This window comes from Microbacterium sp. EB106-03-03-XG65 (assembly GCF_058791955.1).
Genome location: NZ_JBYTEB010000001.1, coordinates 914917 through 927050, shown reverse-complemented (window position 1 = coordinate 927050; position 12134 = coordinate 914917). Strand labels below are relative to the sequence as shown.

The 12134-nt window shown below is 68.2% G+C and carries 15 protein-coding genes; 6 read left to right on the top strand and 9 right to left on the bottom strand.

The window, feature by feature from the left end:
• Window position 1: 1 nt before the first annotated feature.
• The 3 genes from AC3WS6_RS04475 to AC3WS6_RS04465 all read right to left on the bottom strand — a co-directional run bounded on the left by AC3WS6_RS04475 (window position 2) and on the right by AC3WS6_RS04465 (window position 2145).
• On the bottom strand, window positions 2-826 hold the full coding sequence (locus AC3WS6_RS04475) for a nitroreductase family protein (protein WP_492499865.1): 825 nt from the start codon (window positions 824-826) through the stop codon (window positions 2-4).
• 4 nt (window positions 827-830) lie between these two features.
• Window positions 831-1205, bottom strand: coding sequence for a hypothetical protein (locus AC3WS6_RS04470; RefSeq protein WP_492499864.1), 375 nt, complete (start codon window positions 1203-1205; stop codon window positions 831-833).
• 151 nt (window positions 1206-1356) lie between these two features.
• Window positions 1357-2145 (bottom strand): MerR family transcriptional regulator, encoded by a 789-nt coding sequence (locus AC3WS6_RS04465; protein ID WP_492499863.1) that lies wholly within the window; start codon window positions 2143-2145, stop codon window positions 1357-1359.
• A 162-nt stretch (window positions 2146-2307) separates the two neighbouring features.
• Here AC3WS6_RS04465 and AC3WS6_RS04460 point away from each other — a divergent pair, with 162 nt between their 5' ends.
• Together AC3WS6_RS04460 and AC3WS6_RS04455 are read left to right on the top strand one after the other, a co-directional pair.
• Entirely contained in the window at window positions 2308-3150 is an 843-nt protein-coding gene (locus tag AC3WS6_RS04460; protein ID WP_492499862.1) for a DUF4097 family beta strand repeat-containing protein, read from the top strand.
• Window positions 3147-3773, top strand: a complete 627-nt coding sequence (locus AC3WS6_RS04455) for a PadR family transcriptional regulator (protein ID WP_492499861.1) — start codon at window positions 3147-3149, stop codon at window positions 3771-3773. Before AC3WS6_RS04460 ends, AC3WS6_RS04455 begins: the two co-directional genes overlap by 4 nt.
• Window positions 3774-4114: 341 nt before the next feature.
• Here the strand turns inward: AC3WS6_RS04455 and AC3WS6_RS04450 are convergent, their stop codons facing one another.
• Complete coding sequence (locus AC3WS6_RS04450; RefSeq protein WP_492499860.1) at window positions 4115-4657, bottom strand: universal stress protein; 543 nt, start codon at window positions 4655-4657, stop codon at window positions 4115-4117.
• Between the two features lie 149 nt (window positions 4658-4806).
• On the opposite strand from AC3WS6_RS04450, the gene AC3WS6_RS04445 reads away from it, so the two are divergent.
• Together AC3WS6_RS04445 and AC3WS6_RS04440 are read left to right on the top strand one after the other, a co-directional pair.
• Complete coding sequence (locus tag AC3WS6_RS04445; protein WP_045254362.1) at window positions 4807-4995, top strand: DUF3073 domain-containing protein; 189 nt, start codon at window positions 4807-4809, stop codon at window positions 4993-4995.
• Window positions 4996-5126: 131 nt separating this feature from the next.
• Window positions 5127-5948 (top strand): MOSC domain-containing protein, encoded by an 822-nt coding sequence (locus AC3WS6_RS04440; RefSeq protein WP_492499859.1) that lies wholly within the window; start codon window positions 5127-5129, stop codon window positions 5946-5948.
• Window positions 5949-5990: 42 nt separating this feature from the next.
• Here AC3WS6_RS04440 and AC3WS6_RS04435 read toward each other — a convergent pair whose 3' ends face one another.
• Genes AC3WS6_RS04435 through purM form a run of 3 tightly spaced genes read right to left on the bottom strand, consistent with a single transcriptional unit; the run spans window position 5991 to window position 9898 of the window.
• Complete coding sequence (locus tag AC3WS6_RS04435; RefSeq protein WP_492499858.1) at window positions 5991-7316, bottom strand: CynX/NimT family MFS transporter; 1326 nt, start codon at window positions 7314-7316, stop codon at window positions 5991-5993.
• Window positions 7289-8761 (bottom strand): amidophosphoribosyltransferase, encoded by a 1473-nt coding sequence (gene purF, locus AC3WS6_RS04430; RefSeq protein ID WP_492499857.1) that lies wholly within the window; start codon window positions 8759-8761, stop codon window positions 7289-7291. Before purF ends, AC3WS6_RS04435 begins: the two co-directional genes overlap by 28 nt.
• Window positions 8762-8767: 6 nt before the next feature.
• Window positions 8768-9898, bottom strand: a complete 1131-nt coding sequence (gene purM / locus AC3WS6_RS04425) for a phosphoribosylformylglycinamidine cyclo-ligase (protein ID WP_492499856.1) — start codon at window positions 9896-9898, stop codon at window positions 8768-8770.
• A 62-nt stretch (window positions 9899-9960) separates the two neighbouring features.
• On the opposite strand from purM, the gene AC3WS6_RS04420 reads away from it, so the two are divergent.
• Window positions 9961-10593 (top strand): zinc-binding alcohol dehydrogenase, encoded by a 633-nt coding sequence (locus AC3WS6_RS04420; RefSeq protein ID WP_492499855.1) that lies wholly within the window; start codon window positions 9961-9963, stop codon window positions 10591-10593.
• 24 nt (window positions 10594-10617) lie between these two features.
• On the opposite strand, the gene AC3WS6_RS04415 is transcribed toward AC3WS6_RS04420, so the two are convergent.
• Window positions 10618-10932, bottom strand: coding sequence for a potassium transporter Trk (locus tag AC3WS6_RS04415; protein WP_492499854.1), 315 nt, complete (start codon window positions 10930-10932; stop codon window positions 10618-10620).
• 57 nt (window positions 10933-10989) lie between these two features.
• On the bottom strand, window positions 10990-11361 hold the full coding sequence (locus tag AC3WS6_RS04410) for a sterol carrier family protein (protein ID WP_492499853.1): 372 nt from the start codon (window positions 11359-11361) through the stop codon (window positions 10990-10992).
• A gap of 56 nt (window positions 11362-11417) precedes the next feature.
• On the opposite strand from AC3WS6_RS04410, the gene AC3WS6_RS04405 reads away from it, so the two are divergent.
• A complete protein-coding gene (locus tag AC3WS6_RS04405) occupies window positions 11418-12098 on the top strand; it encodes an NUDIX hydrolase (protein ID WP_492499852.1) in 681 nt (226 codons plus the stop codon).
• Window positions 12099-12134: the final 36 nt, after the last annotated feature.

The following is a 12134-nucleotide window of genomic DNA, read 5'->3' as shown; positions in this document are numbered from 1 at the left end:
TTCAGTTCGACGCCGGCGCTTCCGCACCGGGCGGCGGCGAATCCCACCCCTGCTGGGGCTCATCGCAGTTCTCGCGGAAGACGTACTGCGATGCGAGCTTGCGCTGATGGCTCGACCAGTCGATCGCGGGGCGCCGCTGCTCCGGCGGCAGGTAGCCGAGACGGTAGACGGCCATGAGCTCGAGGTCGTCGGGCACGCGCAGCAGCTTCACGATCTCGTCCCACTGACCCGGAACCTCCATCGGGAACGAGATGAACTGGATGCCCATGCCGAGCTCGACCGTGGTCAGCCAGACGTTCTCCATCGCCGCGCCCATGCTGAACACCGAGTAGAACGACGACAGCTGACCCGGTCGGTACTCGCTGCGATCGAGCATCACCCCCAGCAGCAGCGGCGATCCGGCGACGAGCTTGTGGTTCTCCTCACCCAGTGTCTTCGGCACCCCGAACGTGTTCATCAGCTTCTGGCCGCGCTTGGTGAACACCTGACTGGTGAACGGGCGGAGCGCTGCGGGGAGCTTGTCGAACAGCATCCCGCTGCGCTTCTCCTCCATCTCGGCCTGGCTGAAGCGGAAGTACGGCTTGTAGCGCTCGAAGAAGGTGCCGTTCGACATCGCCTCGGTCATGCTGTCGCCCGAGATGCGCGCGATCTTGTCGATCGTGTCGCGGTTCTCGATGACCACGAACCGCCACGGCTGACTGTTCAACTGCGAGGGCGCACGGCCTGCGGCTTCGAGCAGGATGCGCTGATGCTCCTCCGACACCGGATCGGGCAGGAACGATCCGTTCGTGGTCTTGCGGCGGCGGATGGCGTCGAGCAGTTCCATGCGTTCACTTCCGGTCGGTGGCGAGGCGCGAGCACACGAGGCCCGCGACGATGAAGGGCGCCGCGGCGAGCGCGATGAGCGGATGCCGTCGGCTGTGCGTGCCGAGATACGGGATGGCGGCAAGCGGGGCGGCAGCCGGCGCGAGCGCCAGGGCCGCGCGGCGGCTCGCGTGGCGCGGCCGACCCCAGAGGACCGCCGAGAACGCGGCGGCGGAGGTCACGCACGTGGCGATGTAGATCGCGTGGTGCAGCCAGCGGAAGCTGCTCGTGTCGATGAGCTTGACGGCGACCGCCGAGCCGAGGGCGACGTTCGCGGTGTAGGCGACGGCCGCCGCCGCGAACAGCGGCGCAGCATCCGTACGTCTGCGTCGAGGGCCCATGCCATGACCCTACGCCCACCCCCGGCATCCGATCCCGGCCTTGATCCGGCGTCCGGTTCTGTGCAACACCCCCCCGGCTTTCGAATCGCGCACTTTGCAGTTTTCGACCCGGGTTTTCTGCAAAGTGCGCGACTTCAAAGCCGGTGGGGGGCTACAGTTTGCCCTCCGCGTAGATGCGGAGCGCGTCGCGGACGAACTCCGCGCCCTGCGTGCCGCCGGCCGATGTCGCGTAGTTCGCGCCGAAGCGCGGGTCTGCCACGTACATCTCGCCGAGTCCGATGACGTATGCCTTGACATCGCCGCCGGGCGCGGCAGCGGGTGTCCCAGGGATGCCGGTGAGCCAGTCGACGTGGCGACGGGCGACGTCCTGAGCCTCGGCGGATGCCGGGGCGATGCCGCTCTCCGCGGCGGCGATCCAGTCGCGACCGAGGTCGGACACACGCTGTTGCCAGTCGGCTCGTTCGGCGTCGGTCATCCCGCGCCACCAGCGGTCGCTGTCGGCGTAGGCCTTGCGCCCCCAGCGTTCTTCGACCTCCTCTTTGTACTGGGTGTGGTCGAAACCGTCGAACATGTTCTCTGCCATGAGTTCTTCACCTCCTCTCAATGCGTTGATGGTGTTCTCGACCGACGCGATCTGCCGCGCCAGCCGTTTCTGCTCCTCACGCAGCAGCGCGAGGTGGGTCTCGAGAGCGGATGCCTCGCTCTGTCGCGCAGTCGTCGGGTTGAGCACCTCGGCGATCTGCGGCAGACCGAGTCCGAGCTCGCGCAGCAGCAGGATGCGCTGCAGACGCACGAGCGCAGCCTCGTCGTAGTGGCGATAACCGTTGTGCGCGATGCGCGAGGGCGGCAGCAGACCGACGTCGTCGTAGTGACGCAGCGTTCTGCTGGTGGTGCCCGCGAGTCGGGCGATCTCCTGGATCGACCAATCACGACCGGTCATGGCTCCTCCTTCCGTGAATCCTTCTTCGATGACTCCACGGTAGAAGTTGACGCTACGTCGAGGTCAAGAGCTTCGCACGCGGCCCTTGACAAGATCGAGATATATCGTGTTATTCTCGTCGAACACGATATATCGTGTTCCCTCAACCCAGGAGAAGCAGACATGACCGAGAAGTGGCTCATCGCCCCGGGCGAAGAACGCGTCATCGACATCGAGAACGTCACCCGCCTGAAGATCGGTCTGGTCGGCGGCCAGGTCGATGTCATCGCGCACGACGAACCCGGCATCCGCATCGAGGTGCACGGCGTCACCACGAAAGACCTCCGCATCGAGGCGCACGACGGCGAGGTCGAGATCGACCACCCCCAGCTCGGCTGGGACAACTTCCTCGAGGTGTTCCGCAACTTCGGCTCCGGCGGCCCCAAGGCAGAGGTCAGCGTCGCGGTTCCCCGCTCCATCGCCCTCAACCTCGGCGTCGTCAGCGCCGGCGCTCTGATCTCGGGCATCCGCAATGACGCTCGCCTCAACACCGTCTCGGGCGACATCATCGTCGATACGCTGATCGGCGATCTGTCGGTCAACTCCGTGTCGGGTGACGTGCAGGTGCGCGGCCTCACGGGGTCGATCACGGCGAACAGCGTCTCAGGAGACGTGGCCGTCACCGGAACGGTGCGCAAGGCCACGGTCGACATCGTCTCGGGTTCGACGCTCGTCGACGCCGCGGGCGACGTGAACACGATCAACATCAACTCGGTGTCAGGCGGAACCACGGTGCGTCTCGACGAGTCGCTCGCGGCGAACTACGTGATCCGCTCGCTCAGCGGTCGCCTGCTCATCGACGGCATCGAGCGAGGATCGTCAGGCATCAACAACTACACCGGCTCGTCGGGCGAGCTCGCGGGACGTTTCGTCGACCTGCGCGCCAACTCCGTCTCGGGCGGCGTGACCGTGCTGCGCCGCACACCCGAGTCGATCACGAATGATGCGGAGTGGGAGGAAGCATGAGCCCCGCAGTCTTCTCGCATGGCGATCTCAGGCTCTACCTGCTGTCGCTGCTCGCCGAATCGCCCCAGCACGGCTACGGCATCATCCAGGCCCTGACCGATCGAACGGGCGGAACCTACACGCCGAGTGCGGGCACCATCTATCCCCGTCTCGCGAAGCTCGAAGATGAGGGTCTGGTCACCAAGACCGTCGACGGCCGCACCACGATCTACGCGATCACGGATGCCGGACGCGCCGAGCTCGCATCACGCGAAGGCGACCTGGCCGGCATCGAGGCGGGACTCACCGACTCTGTGCGGCTGATCGCCAACGAAGTGCGCCAGAGCGTCAAGGAGGCAATGAAGAGCCTGCGGGCCGATCTCGCCACCGCCGAGAAAGACGATCGGGCGGCATCCAAGTCGCGCCCGCGCAGCGCGGGAGACGACGAACGCATCGTCAGTCGCGAGGAGATGCACAGGGCGGATGCCATCATCAACGCCTTCCGCGCACGCGTGCGCACCGACCTGCGCACTCACGTCGCCCAGGGCGGCACGCTTCCCGCATCCGTCGTCTCAGAACTGGAAGACGGACTGGATGCCGCGGCTCGCGGCATCACCACGGCACTGGCGTCTCTCAAGCGCTGACTTCCCCGGTCGTTGAGCGAGGAGCGAAGCACCTGCCCCGGTCGTTGAGCGAGGAGCGAAGCACCGAGACGAAACGCGCCGAATCCCGCGGACAGCGCTCCGCGTCGATTCGGCGCGTTTCGTCTCGGTCGGCCCCGCCGTCCTCGCTCAACGACCGGATGGGGAGGGCGGGGGCTTCGCCGTCCTCGCTCAACGACCGGATGGGGAGGGCGGGGGCTCCGCCGTCCTCGCTCAACGACCGGATGGGGAGGGCGGGGGCTTCGCCGTCCTCGCTCAACGACCGGATGGGGAGGGCGGGGGCTCCGCCGTCCTCGCTCAACGACCGGATGGGGAGGTGCGCCCTACTCGGTCCAGATCTCGGGTTCGCTGTCGGGCACGGACTCGCCGAGAGGCACGACGAGCACCGAGCGGTGCTGGCGATGCGCGAGGCGCGCAGCGACAGACCCGGTGAAGAACTCGCGGATCGACTCGCCGATGCCTCGCTTGCGGGTTCCCACGACGATCAGCTGAGCGTCGACCTTGTTCGCGAGCTGCTTGATCGCGAGAGCAGGGTCACCCACGAGTTGACGAGCCGTCCAGGTGATGCCCGTGCCGTCGAGCGCCGCCGCGGCTTCTGCCTGCACGGTCTCGAACTCGGCCGCGCCCGCCTCGAGGTTGAGATCGATGGGCGCCGAGTGCACATACCCGTCGGGATCCTCGTAGGTCACGAAGCGCGTGACATCGACATGAGCGACCACGAGCGGCACCCGCAACAGTCGAGCGAAACGCGCCGCCTCGTGGATGACGTGCGCGGACTGCCCCGGCTGCATCCCGACGATCACGGCTTTCTGCAACGTGGCGTTCTGCGCCGCCTCGTCAGAGTGCGTGGAGGTGTTGTCGGTCATGATGATCGCTCCCTTCACCGGCTCGGCATCGGCCGTGGCTGCCTGGCCGCGTGCTATTCTGAATGCTACTCTTACCGGCCCTGAGCCGGTGTCGTGAATGCATCGGGCCGTCAGCTGCCCGCAGCTTAAATCGTGAGGGGGTCTCAGGCATGGGCCGTGGCCGTCAAAAGGCGAAACACACCAAGATCGCCCGCGAACTGAAGTCATTCAGTCCGTCGGTGAACTACTCGGCGCTCGAGCGCGAACTCGCGCACCCGAGCGACTCGGAAGACGCATACGTCGACAAGTGGGCAGACGAGTATGCCGACGAAGACGAGGACGAACTCGAAAAGGCCTGACCGCCATTTCGCTCGTCGTCGAATCCCCCGCGCGCCGCTCGGGGGATTCGTCGTGTCTGGAATACCAGAACTTCGCTTCGCGCCGCGTGCGTGAGCACGGAGCTCGGCACCGCCGCTGAGAGACTGTTCCCATGGCTCGCGTCGTCTCTCTGTACCGTCACCCCGTCAAAGGACTCACCCCCGAGTCCGTCGACTCGATCACGGTGCAGCCGGATGGTCGCATCGCCGGCGACCGCGTGCTCGCCTTCCGCTTCGCCGACGCCGTCGCGCCCGAGGTCGACGACGGGCTCGACCACTGGCCGAAGGCGAAGGGCCTCTCTCTGCAGGACTTCCCCGCCCTCGCCACTCTGAAGACCACCTATGACGATGAGTCTCGTATCGTGCGCATCGACCTCGACGGGTCGACCATCGTCGAAGCGGGTCTCGACGACGCGGGTCGTACCGCGCTGGCGGATGCCGTGGCCGACTTCGTTCTCGCCACGCCGGAGGGACGCCGCCTGCGTCGGCCCGGCCGACTCCCTCTGGTCGTGGTCGGCGACGGCACGACCCCGCGGTTCCAGGATCGCGCGCGCGGCTACGTGTCGGTGCACAGCAGCGCGAGCGTGAGCGCTCTCGGTGACGCGCTCGGCCTCGGCATCGACGACCGTCGGTTCCGCTCGAACATCGTCATCGACGATGCCGGAGCCTGGTCCGAACTCGAGTGGAGCGGCGAGGTGACCGTCGGACGGGTGGCGTTCGAGGTGGCAGGACCGATCGTGCGCTGCCTCGCGACGCACGCGAACCCCGACACCGGCGTTCGCGACGCCAAGGTGCTGACCACGCTCACGGGCGCTCTCGGTCAGGCCGAGCCCACTCTCGGACGGCTCCTGCTGCCCGGGCGCAGTGCAGGCGAGCAGGACTCCTGGGCAGGCGGCACCATCAGCATCGGCGACGAGGTGCACACCGGCGTGTGACGCCGCGGCGCACGGGTCTCGACCCCGGTGTGCGGGCCCGGATCACCAGCGACCGTGCCGGCGCTCCCAGTCCTCTTCGATCGTGCGGCGGCGACCGGCGACCCAGCCCGCGGGGATCACCGCGACCAGCACGCCGACGAGCACCCACAGCGGGATCTGCCAGCTGTCGGTGAGGTCGTGGATCAGGCCGATCAGCAGGGGGAAGGCCGCGGCGACCGCGTAGCCGACGCTCTGCACGAATCCACTGAGTGCGACGGCGCTCTCGGGCGTGCGGGCACGGATGCTGAGCAGCACCAGCGCGAGCGGGAACAGCGCCGGAGAGAGGCCGAACAGCACCACCCACAGGGGCATCGCCACGGTCGGCAGGAAGAGGAATCCGGCGAGACCGGCGAGACCGCAGGCGATCGCGATGAAGAACACCGGGCGGGTCGCCTGGAAGCGCACGATCAGGATCGGCACGAGCAGCGAGCACGGCAGCCCCATCAGGCCGAACAGCGACAGCAGCAGCCCGGCGTTCGCCGGGGAGACCCCGCCCACGTCGATCATGATGGTCGGCAGCCACGAGAACGACACATACGCCACGGTCGACGAGGCGCCGAACACGAGAGCGATCGACCAGGCCAGCGGGAGTCGCCAGAGGCGCCCGAACACTCGGGGGTTCGGACCACTCGTCGAGATCGGTCCCGTCGCCACGGACGCGGCGTCATGGGTGTCGACGTCGGGCGTGGGGGCCGGCTCGACGCGCGCAGGCCTCGCCGAGGCATCCGCTCTGCTGGTCAGCAGCATCGCGACCCACGGCACCAGTGCGATCGCGGCGAAGACTCCCCACAGACCCAACGAGACTCTCCACCCCGCAGTGTCGGCGATGGGCACAGCGACCAGCGGTGGCACGAACGTCGACACCGCCATGGTGGTGGAGTAGACGGTCATCATCAACCCGAGGCGATCGGGGAAGTACTTCTTGACCAGCGGCGGCAGCAGCACGTTGCCCGATCCGACACCCGCGAAGACCACTGCGGTCGCAGCGAGCAGCGAGGTCGAGTCGCCGGCGAAGCTGCGCAGCAGCAGGCCTGCCGCGATCAGGCCGATCGCCACCACCGCGACGCGCTCGAGCCCGAACCGACGCTCGAACAGCGGCGTGAGCAGGCCGAACACCGCGAAGCACACGGGCGGTGCCGCGCCGATCAGGCCGACCACGACCGACGAGACGGGGAAGTCCTCGGCGACGTGATCGATCACCGGAGACAGCGACGCCACCGCAGACCGCAGCGAGAAGGCGACCAGCACGATGCCGATCAGGGCGAGAGCACGCCCCCGCCAGAGCGGTTGCGCACCCGAGGTCACGATGTCTGCGACCCCTCCACCCACGCGAGGTACTCGTCGGACACGGTTCCGGTGACATAGCGACCGTCGAAGCAGCTCATGTCGAGATCGCTGAGCACGGAGCCCTCGATGATCGCGGCCTTGAGGTCATCGACCTCCTGGTAGACCAGGTGATCGCAGCCCAGCTCCTGCGCGATCTCGGGGATCGTGCGGCCGTGCGCGATCAGCTCGTGACGCGACGGCATGTTGATGCCGTAGACATGCGGATGCCGCACGGGCGGCGCCGCAGAGGCGAACGTCACCGACGTCGCACCCGCGTCACGGGCCATCTGGATGATCTGCTTCGAGGTCGTGCCGCGCACGATCGAGTCGTCGATCAGCAGCACGTTCTTGCCCTGGAACTCGGTCGACATGGCGTTGAGCTTCTGACGCACGCTCTTCTTGCGCACGGCCTGGCCCGGCATGATGAAGGTGCGGCCCACGTAGCGGTTCTTGTAGAAGCCCTCGCGGTACTCGATGCCCAGCTTGCGGGCGACCTCCATGGCCGCAGGGCGCGCGGAGTCGGGGATCGGCATCACGACGTCGATCTTGTCCATCGGCACGTGCTTGGCGATGGTGTCGGCCAGCTTGTCACCCATGCGCAGGCGCGACTCGTAGACCGAGACGCCGTTCATGACGGAGTCGGGACGCGCGAGATACACGTACTCGAACGCGCACGGCGCGAGCACAGCCTCGGTGGCGCACTGCCGACTGTGCAGCTCGCCCTCGTTCGTGATGAAGATCGCCTCGCCCGGTTCGACCTCGCGCACGACCTCGTAGTCGGCGTTCTCGAGCACCAGCGACTCGCTCGCCACGACCCACTCGTCGCGGCCTTCGGAACCGGCGACGGTCGAGGGCCTGCGTCCGAGGATCAGCGGGCGGATGCCGAAGGGGTCGCGGAACGCGAGGAGGCCGTATCCCGCGATCACGGCGATCACGGCGTAGGCGCCCTCGATGCGCTCATGCGTGCGGGCGACGGCCTCGAAGATGCGCTCGGCATCGAGGTCGACCGTCGACGTGGTGTTCTGCAGCTCACCGGCGAGCACGTTCAGCAGCAGCTCGGTGTCGCTCGAGGAGTTGAGGTGACGGCGGTCGCGCTTGGCCATGTCGGCCGTGAGCTCACGCGTGTTCGTCAGGTTGCCGTTGTGGATGAGGATGATGCCGTACGGCGCGTTCACGTAGAACGGCTGCATCTCCTCTTCGTTCGACGCGGTGCCCTTGGTCGCGTAGCGCACATGACCGAGGCCGACGTTGCCGAGGAGCCCGCGCATGTCACGCGTGCGGAACGCCTCGCGCACCATGCCCTGCGCCTTGGCGTTGTGCATCACGCCGTTCGCCTCGGCGGTGGCGATGCCTGTCGCATCCTGGCCGCGGTGCTGCAGCAGCAGGAGAGCGTCGTAGATGTCCTGATTGACCGGGGCAGAGCCCACCATTCCGACGATGCCGCACATGGGCTCTTACTTCGCTCCGTCCGCGTAGGCGCCGACCAGGCGCACTGCTCCACCATCGACGCCCTTGGCGCCCTGTTCGAACTCTCCTGCCGGACGTGCGCCGAAGCCCACCGTCGCGACCTGCCATGCGGGCATTCCTTCGGCGGCGAGCGCCGCGATCGCCGCATCCTTCTTGTCGGCCGCGACGACCGCGAGGAACCCGATGCCGAGATTCCAGGTGCCTTCGGCGGATTCGAGCGTGGATCCCGCGATGTCGCTGAGCACGCGGAAGACCGGGCTCGGCGACCACGTGCTGCGATCGACCTCGGCCCAGCTGCCCTGCGGGAGCACGCGCGCGAGGTTCGCCGCGATGCCGCCGCCGGTGACATGGCTGAGCGAGTGCACTCCGCCCGTGCCTGTCGAGCCGCCGAGCTGCTCGATCAGACGCAGGAGCGGAAGCGTGTACAGGCGCGTGGGCTCGAGCAGCGCCTCGCCCCAGGTCGCGCCGAAGTCGGCGGCGTTGTCTGCGTAGGCGATTCCCGCGTTCGTCACGATGTGACGAACGAGCGAGTAGCCGTTCGAGTGCAGGCCACTCGACTCGATGCCGAGCACGACGTCGCCGTCGCGCACGCGGTCGGCACCGAGGATGCCGTCGGCCTCGACGACACCGGTCGCAGCTCCCGCCACGTCGTAGTCGCGCGGACCGAGAAGACCCGGATGCTCGGCCGTCTCGCCACCGACCAGCGCGGTGCCGGTCGCGGAGCACGCCTCGGCGATGCCGCGCACGATGTCGGCGATGCGCTGCGGGAAGACCTTGCCGCACGCGATGTAGTCCGTCATGAAGAGCGGCTTCGCGCCGACCACCACGATGTCGTCGACGACCATGCCGACGAGGTCCTGACCGATCGTGTCGTGCTTGTCGATGGCCTGCGCGATGGCGACCTTCGTACCGACGCCGTCGGTGCTGGTCGCGAGCAGCGGGCGACGGAAGTCGCGCAGCGCACTCGCATCGAACAGCCCGGCGAACCCGCCGACACCGCCCAGCACTTCAGGGCCGTGCGTCGCGCGCACAGAGGACTTCATCAGCTCGACGGCGAGATCGCCTGCAGCGGTATCGACGCCGGCTTCGGAATAGGGATTGGTGGGGGAGGCAGCCACCTCTCCAGCCTACCGCCCGCCGAGGCCTCCTCTCCCCTCCCCGCATCTCCTACGATGGGGCCATGGCCGACAAGCCGCAGTGGTTGATACGCGAAGACGCGAGCGTTCCGGTGCTCGTCGCGCTCGCACTGCGGCAATCCCTCGGCATCCGGGCCCCCGACGACCTGCCGAGCCTGCGCGATCTGCCCGTCAGAGCGCCGGATGCCGTCGACGTGACGCCTGAGCTCGAGAAGCAGTGGCGCGACTACTGGGACATGACGATCGAGCCGCGCGCACATCCCTCCGGCGTTCCGCTCGAACTGGTCGACGGCTTCGACACGCTGGTGGCATTGCCGGCGACGGGGGCGGAGCAGCTGGCAGAGGCGATCGCGCCCCATGCGGCATCGGCCCTGCACTTCGCCCGGGTCGCACACGACCGGTACGTGTCGTCCATCCGCAGCTCGATCGCGACCCGCTCGGGCGGCGGCACCATCGGCGGAGAGTCCTATCGCGCGTACGCCAGCGCGATCGCGGAGTTCGAACGCGACGTCGGCCGCCGGGCGCACTCCTTCGAGCTGAACGTGCAGGTGCTGCCGTTCTCGCAGCGCGGGATCTGGTGGGTCGGCGCGCTGACGGTGGCCGTGACAGACGGGCTGCGACGCGATGTGGTGTCGTTCGACGCGGCGATCAGGCCGATCATCGCCGAACTGGCGTGACGCGGCGGCGATCGGACGGGGACGTCAGTCGTTCGCGATGATGGTCTCGTGCTCGACGCGTACGACGTGATCGTGGCGACGCGCGGTGCGCTCGAGGATCAGCGCCACGATGCTGGCGAGCGCGACACCGATCGGAACCGTCCACAGCAGCAGGAATCCGAACACCTGGCCGGGAGGGTAGACGACGTTCACCGCATCCGACGGCTCGTAGCTGCCGATCATCGTGAGGATGCCCGCGGCGATGACGCCGAGGACGACGCCGATGCCCATGAACACGCCGAATCGCGGTACGCGTCGTACGGTCGCCTCGACCGTCTCGGAGGAATCGTGGGAGGACATGCATCCATTGTCCCACCGTTGCATGTGTGCCGCATGCGGATCTGCGGCAGCACCCGATCAGGGACGCAGCGGCAGCACGTCTGCGAGATCCGCCCGCGTGCCCGAGGCCTGGACCCGACCGGATGCTGCGGCATCGGCCCAGCGCTCCGTCCCCGTCGCGACGGCGATCCAGGTGGCGGCATCCATCTCGACGACATTGGGAGGAGTGCCGCGTGTGTGGCGCGGCCCCTGGATCACCTGCACGGCGCCGAAGGGCGGCACGCGCACCTCGACGCTGTTGCCCGGCGCCTTCTCGTCGAGCAGCTGCAGCAGGTAGCGCACGGTGGTCGCGAGCGCGGTGCGCTGCGGCTTCTCACCGGCGGTCTCGGCGGCCCGCACCGCGGCGAGCGCGGCGCGACCGTCGACGATGTCGATCTTGCGAGATGGCATGCAGCCCAGGGTACGCCCGCCCCGGGGGGGCGCGCCGCGGGCATAGGCTCGGGTCGATGAGCGAGAATCCCGACACCCTGCACGGAGCGCGCGCCGAGCTGATCGCCGCGGCGACCCGCAGCGGGGGCTGGGCGAGACCGTTCCCGCCGGTCGACGGCGCTGCGCATCCGGCATCCGTGCTCGTGCTGTTCGGGCGGCTCGACAGCATCCCGGCGCAGACCGACGCCGCGACCGTGGCCGCCGACCTCGACGTGCTGCTGCAGCGCCGCGCGGCCACGCTGTCGTCGCACCCCGGCCAGGTGTCGTTCCCCGGGGGCCGGGCCGAGGACACGGATGCGGATGCGATCGCCACCGCCCTCCGCGAAGCCGAGGAGGAGACGGGCCTCGATCCAGCCGGCGTCGAGATCCTCGCCACTCTGCCCGAGCTTCCCCTCGCCGCGAGCAACCACGTGGTCACCCCTGTGCTGGGCTGGTGGCGATCACCGTCGCGCGTCGCAGCGGTCGATCACGCCGAGACGGTCGACGTCTTCCGCGTGCCGGTGGCGCAGCTGCTTGATCCTGCGAACCGGCACACCTCGACGATCCACCGCATGGGCCGCACGTGGAAGGGTCCTGCGTTCGACATCGACGGCACGATCGTGTGGGGTTTCACCGCGATGGTGCTCGATGCACTGTTCGACGCCGCCGGCTGGACCCTGCCCTGGGATCCGTCGGTCGAGCGGCCCATCGCGCTCTGATCTGCCGACCGAGGCGCCGCCCACCCGGTCGTTGAG

Coding starts and splice junctions, on each gene's coding strand:
- AC3WS6_RS04475 (WP_492499865.1), bottom strand. CDS start 826: ATGGAACTGCTCGACGCCATCCGCCGCCGCAAGACCACGAACGGATCG.
- AC3WS6_RS04420 (WP_492499855.1), top strand. CDS start 9,961: ATGGCCGACAAGCCGCAGTGGTTGATACGCGAAGACGCGAGCGTTCCG.
- purF (WP_492499857.1), bottom strand. CDS start 8,761: ATGTGCGGCATCGTCGGAATGGTGGGCTCTGCCCCGGTCAATCAGGAC.
- AC3WS6_RS04470 (WP_492499864.1), bottom strand. CDS start 1,205: ATGGGCCCTCGACGCAGACGTACGGATGCTGCGCCGCTGTTCGCGGCG.
- AC3WS6_RS04415 (WP_492499854.1), bottom strand. CDS start 10,932: ATGTCCTCCCACGATTCCTCCGAGACGGTCGAGGCGACCGTACGACGC.
- AC3WS6_RS04460 (WP_492499862.1), top strand. CDS start 2,308: ATGACCGAGAAGTGGCTCATCGCCCCGGGCGAAGAACGCGTCATCGAC.
- AC3WS6_RS04440 (WP_492499859.1), top strand. CDS start 5,127: ATGGCTCGCGTCGTCTCTCTGTACCGTCACCCCGTCAAAGGACTCACC.
- AC3WS6_RS04445 (WP_045254362.1), top strand. CDS start 4,807: ATGGGCCGTGGCCGTCAAAAGGCGAAACACACCAAGATCGCCCGCGAA.
- AC3WS6_RS04410 (WP_492499853.1), bottom strand. CDS start 11,361: ATGCCATCTCGCAAGATCGACATCGTCGACGGTCGCGCCGCGCTCGCC.
- AC3WS6_RS04465 (WP_492499863.1), bottom strand. CDS start 2,145: ATGACCGGTCGTGATTGGTCGATCCAGGAGATCGCCCGACTCGCGGGC.
- AC3WS6_RS04450 (WP_492499860.1), bottom strand. CDS start 4,657: ATGACCGACAACACCTCCACGCACTCTGACGAGGCGGCGCAGAACGCC.
- AC3WS6_RS04455 (WP_492499861.1), top strand. CDS start 3,147: ATGAGCCCCGCAGTCTTCTCGCATGGCGATCTCAGGCTCTACCTGCTG.
- AC3WS6_RS04405 (WP_492499852.1), top strand. CDS start 11,418: ATGAGCGAGAATCCCGACACCCTGCACGGAGCGCGCGCCGAGCTGATC.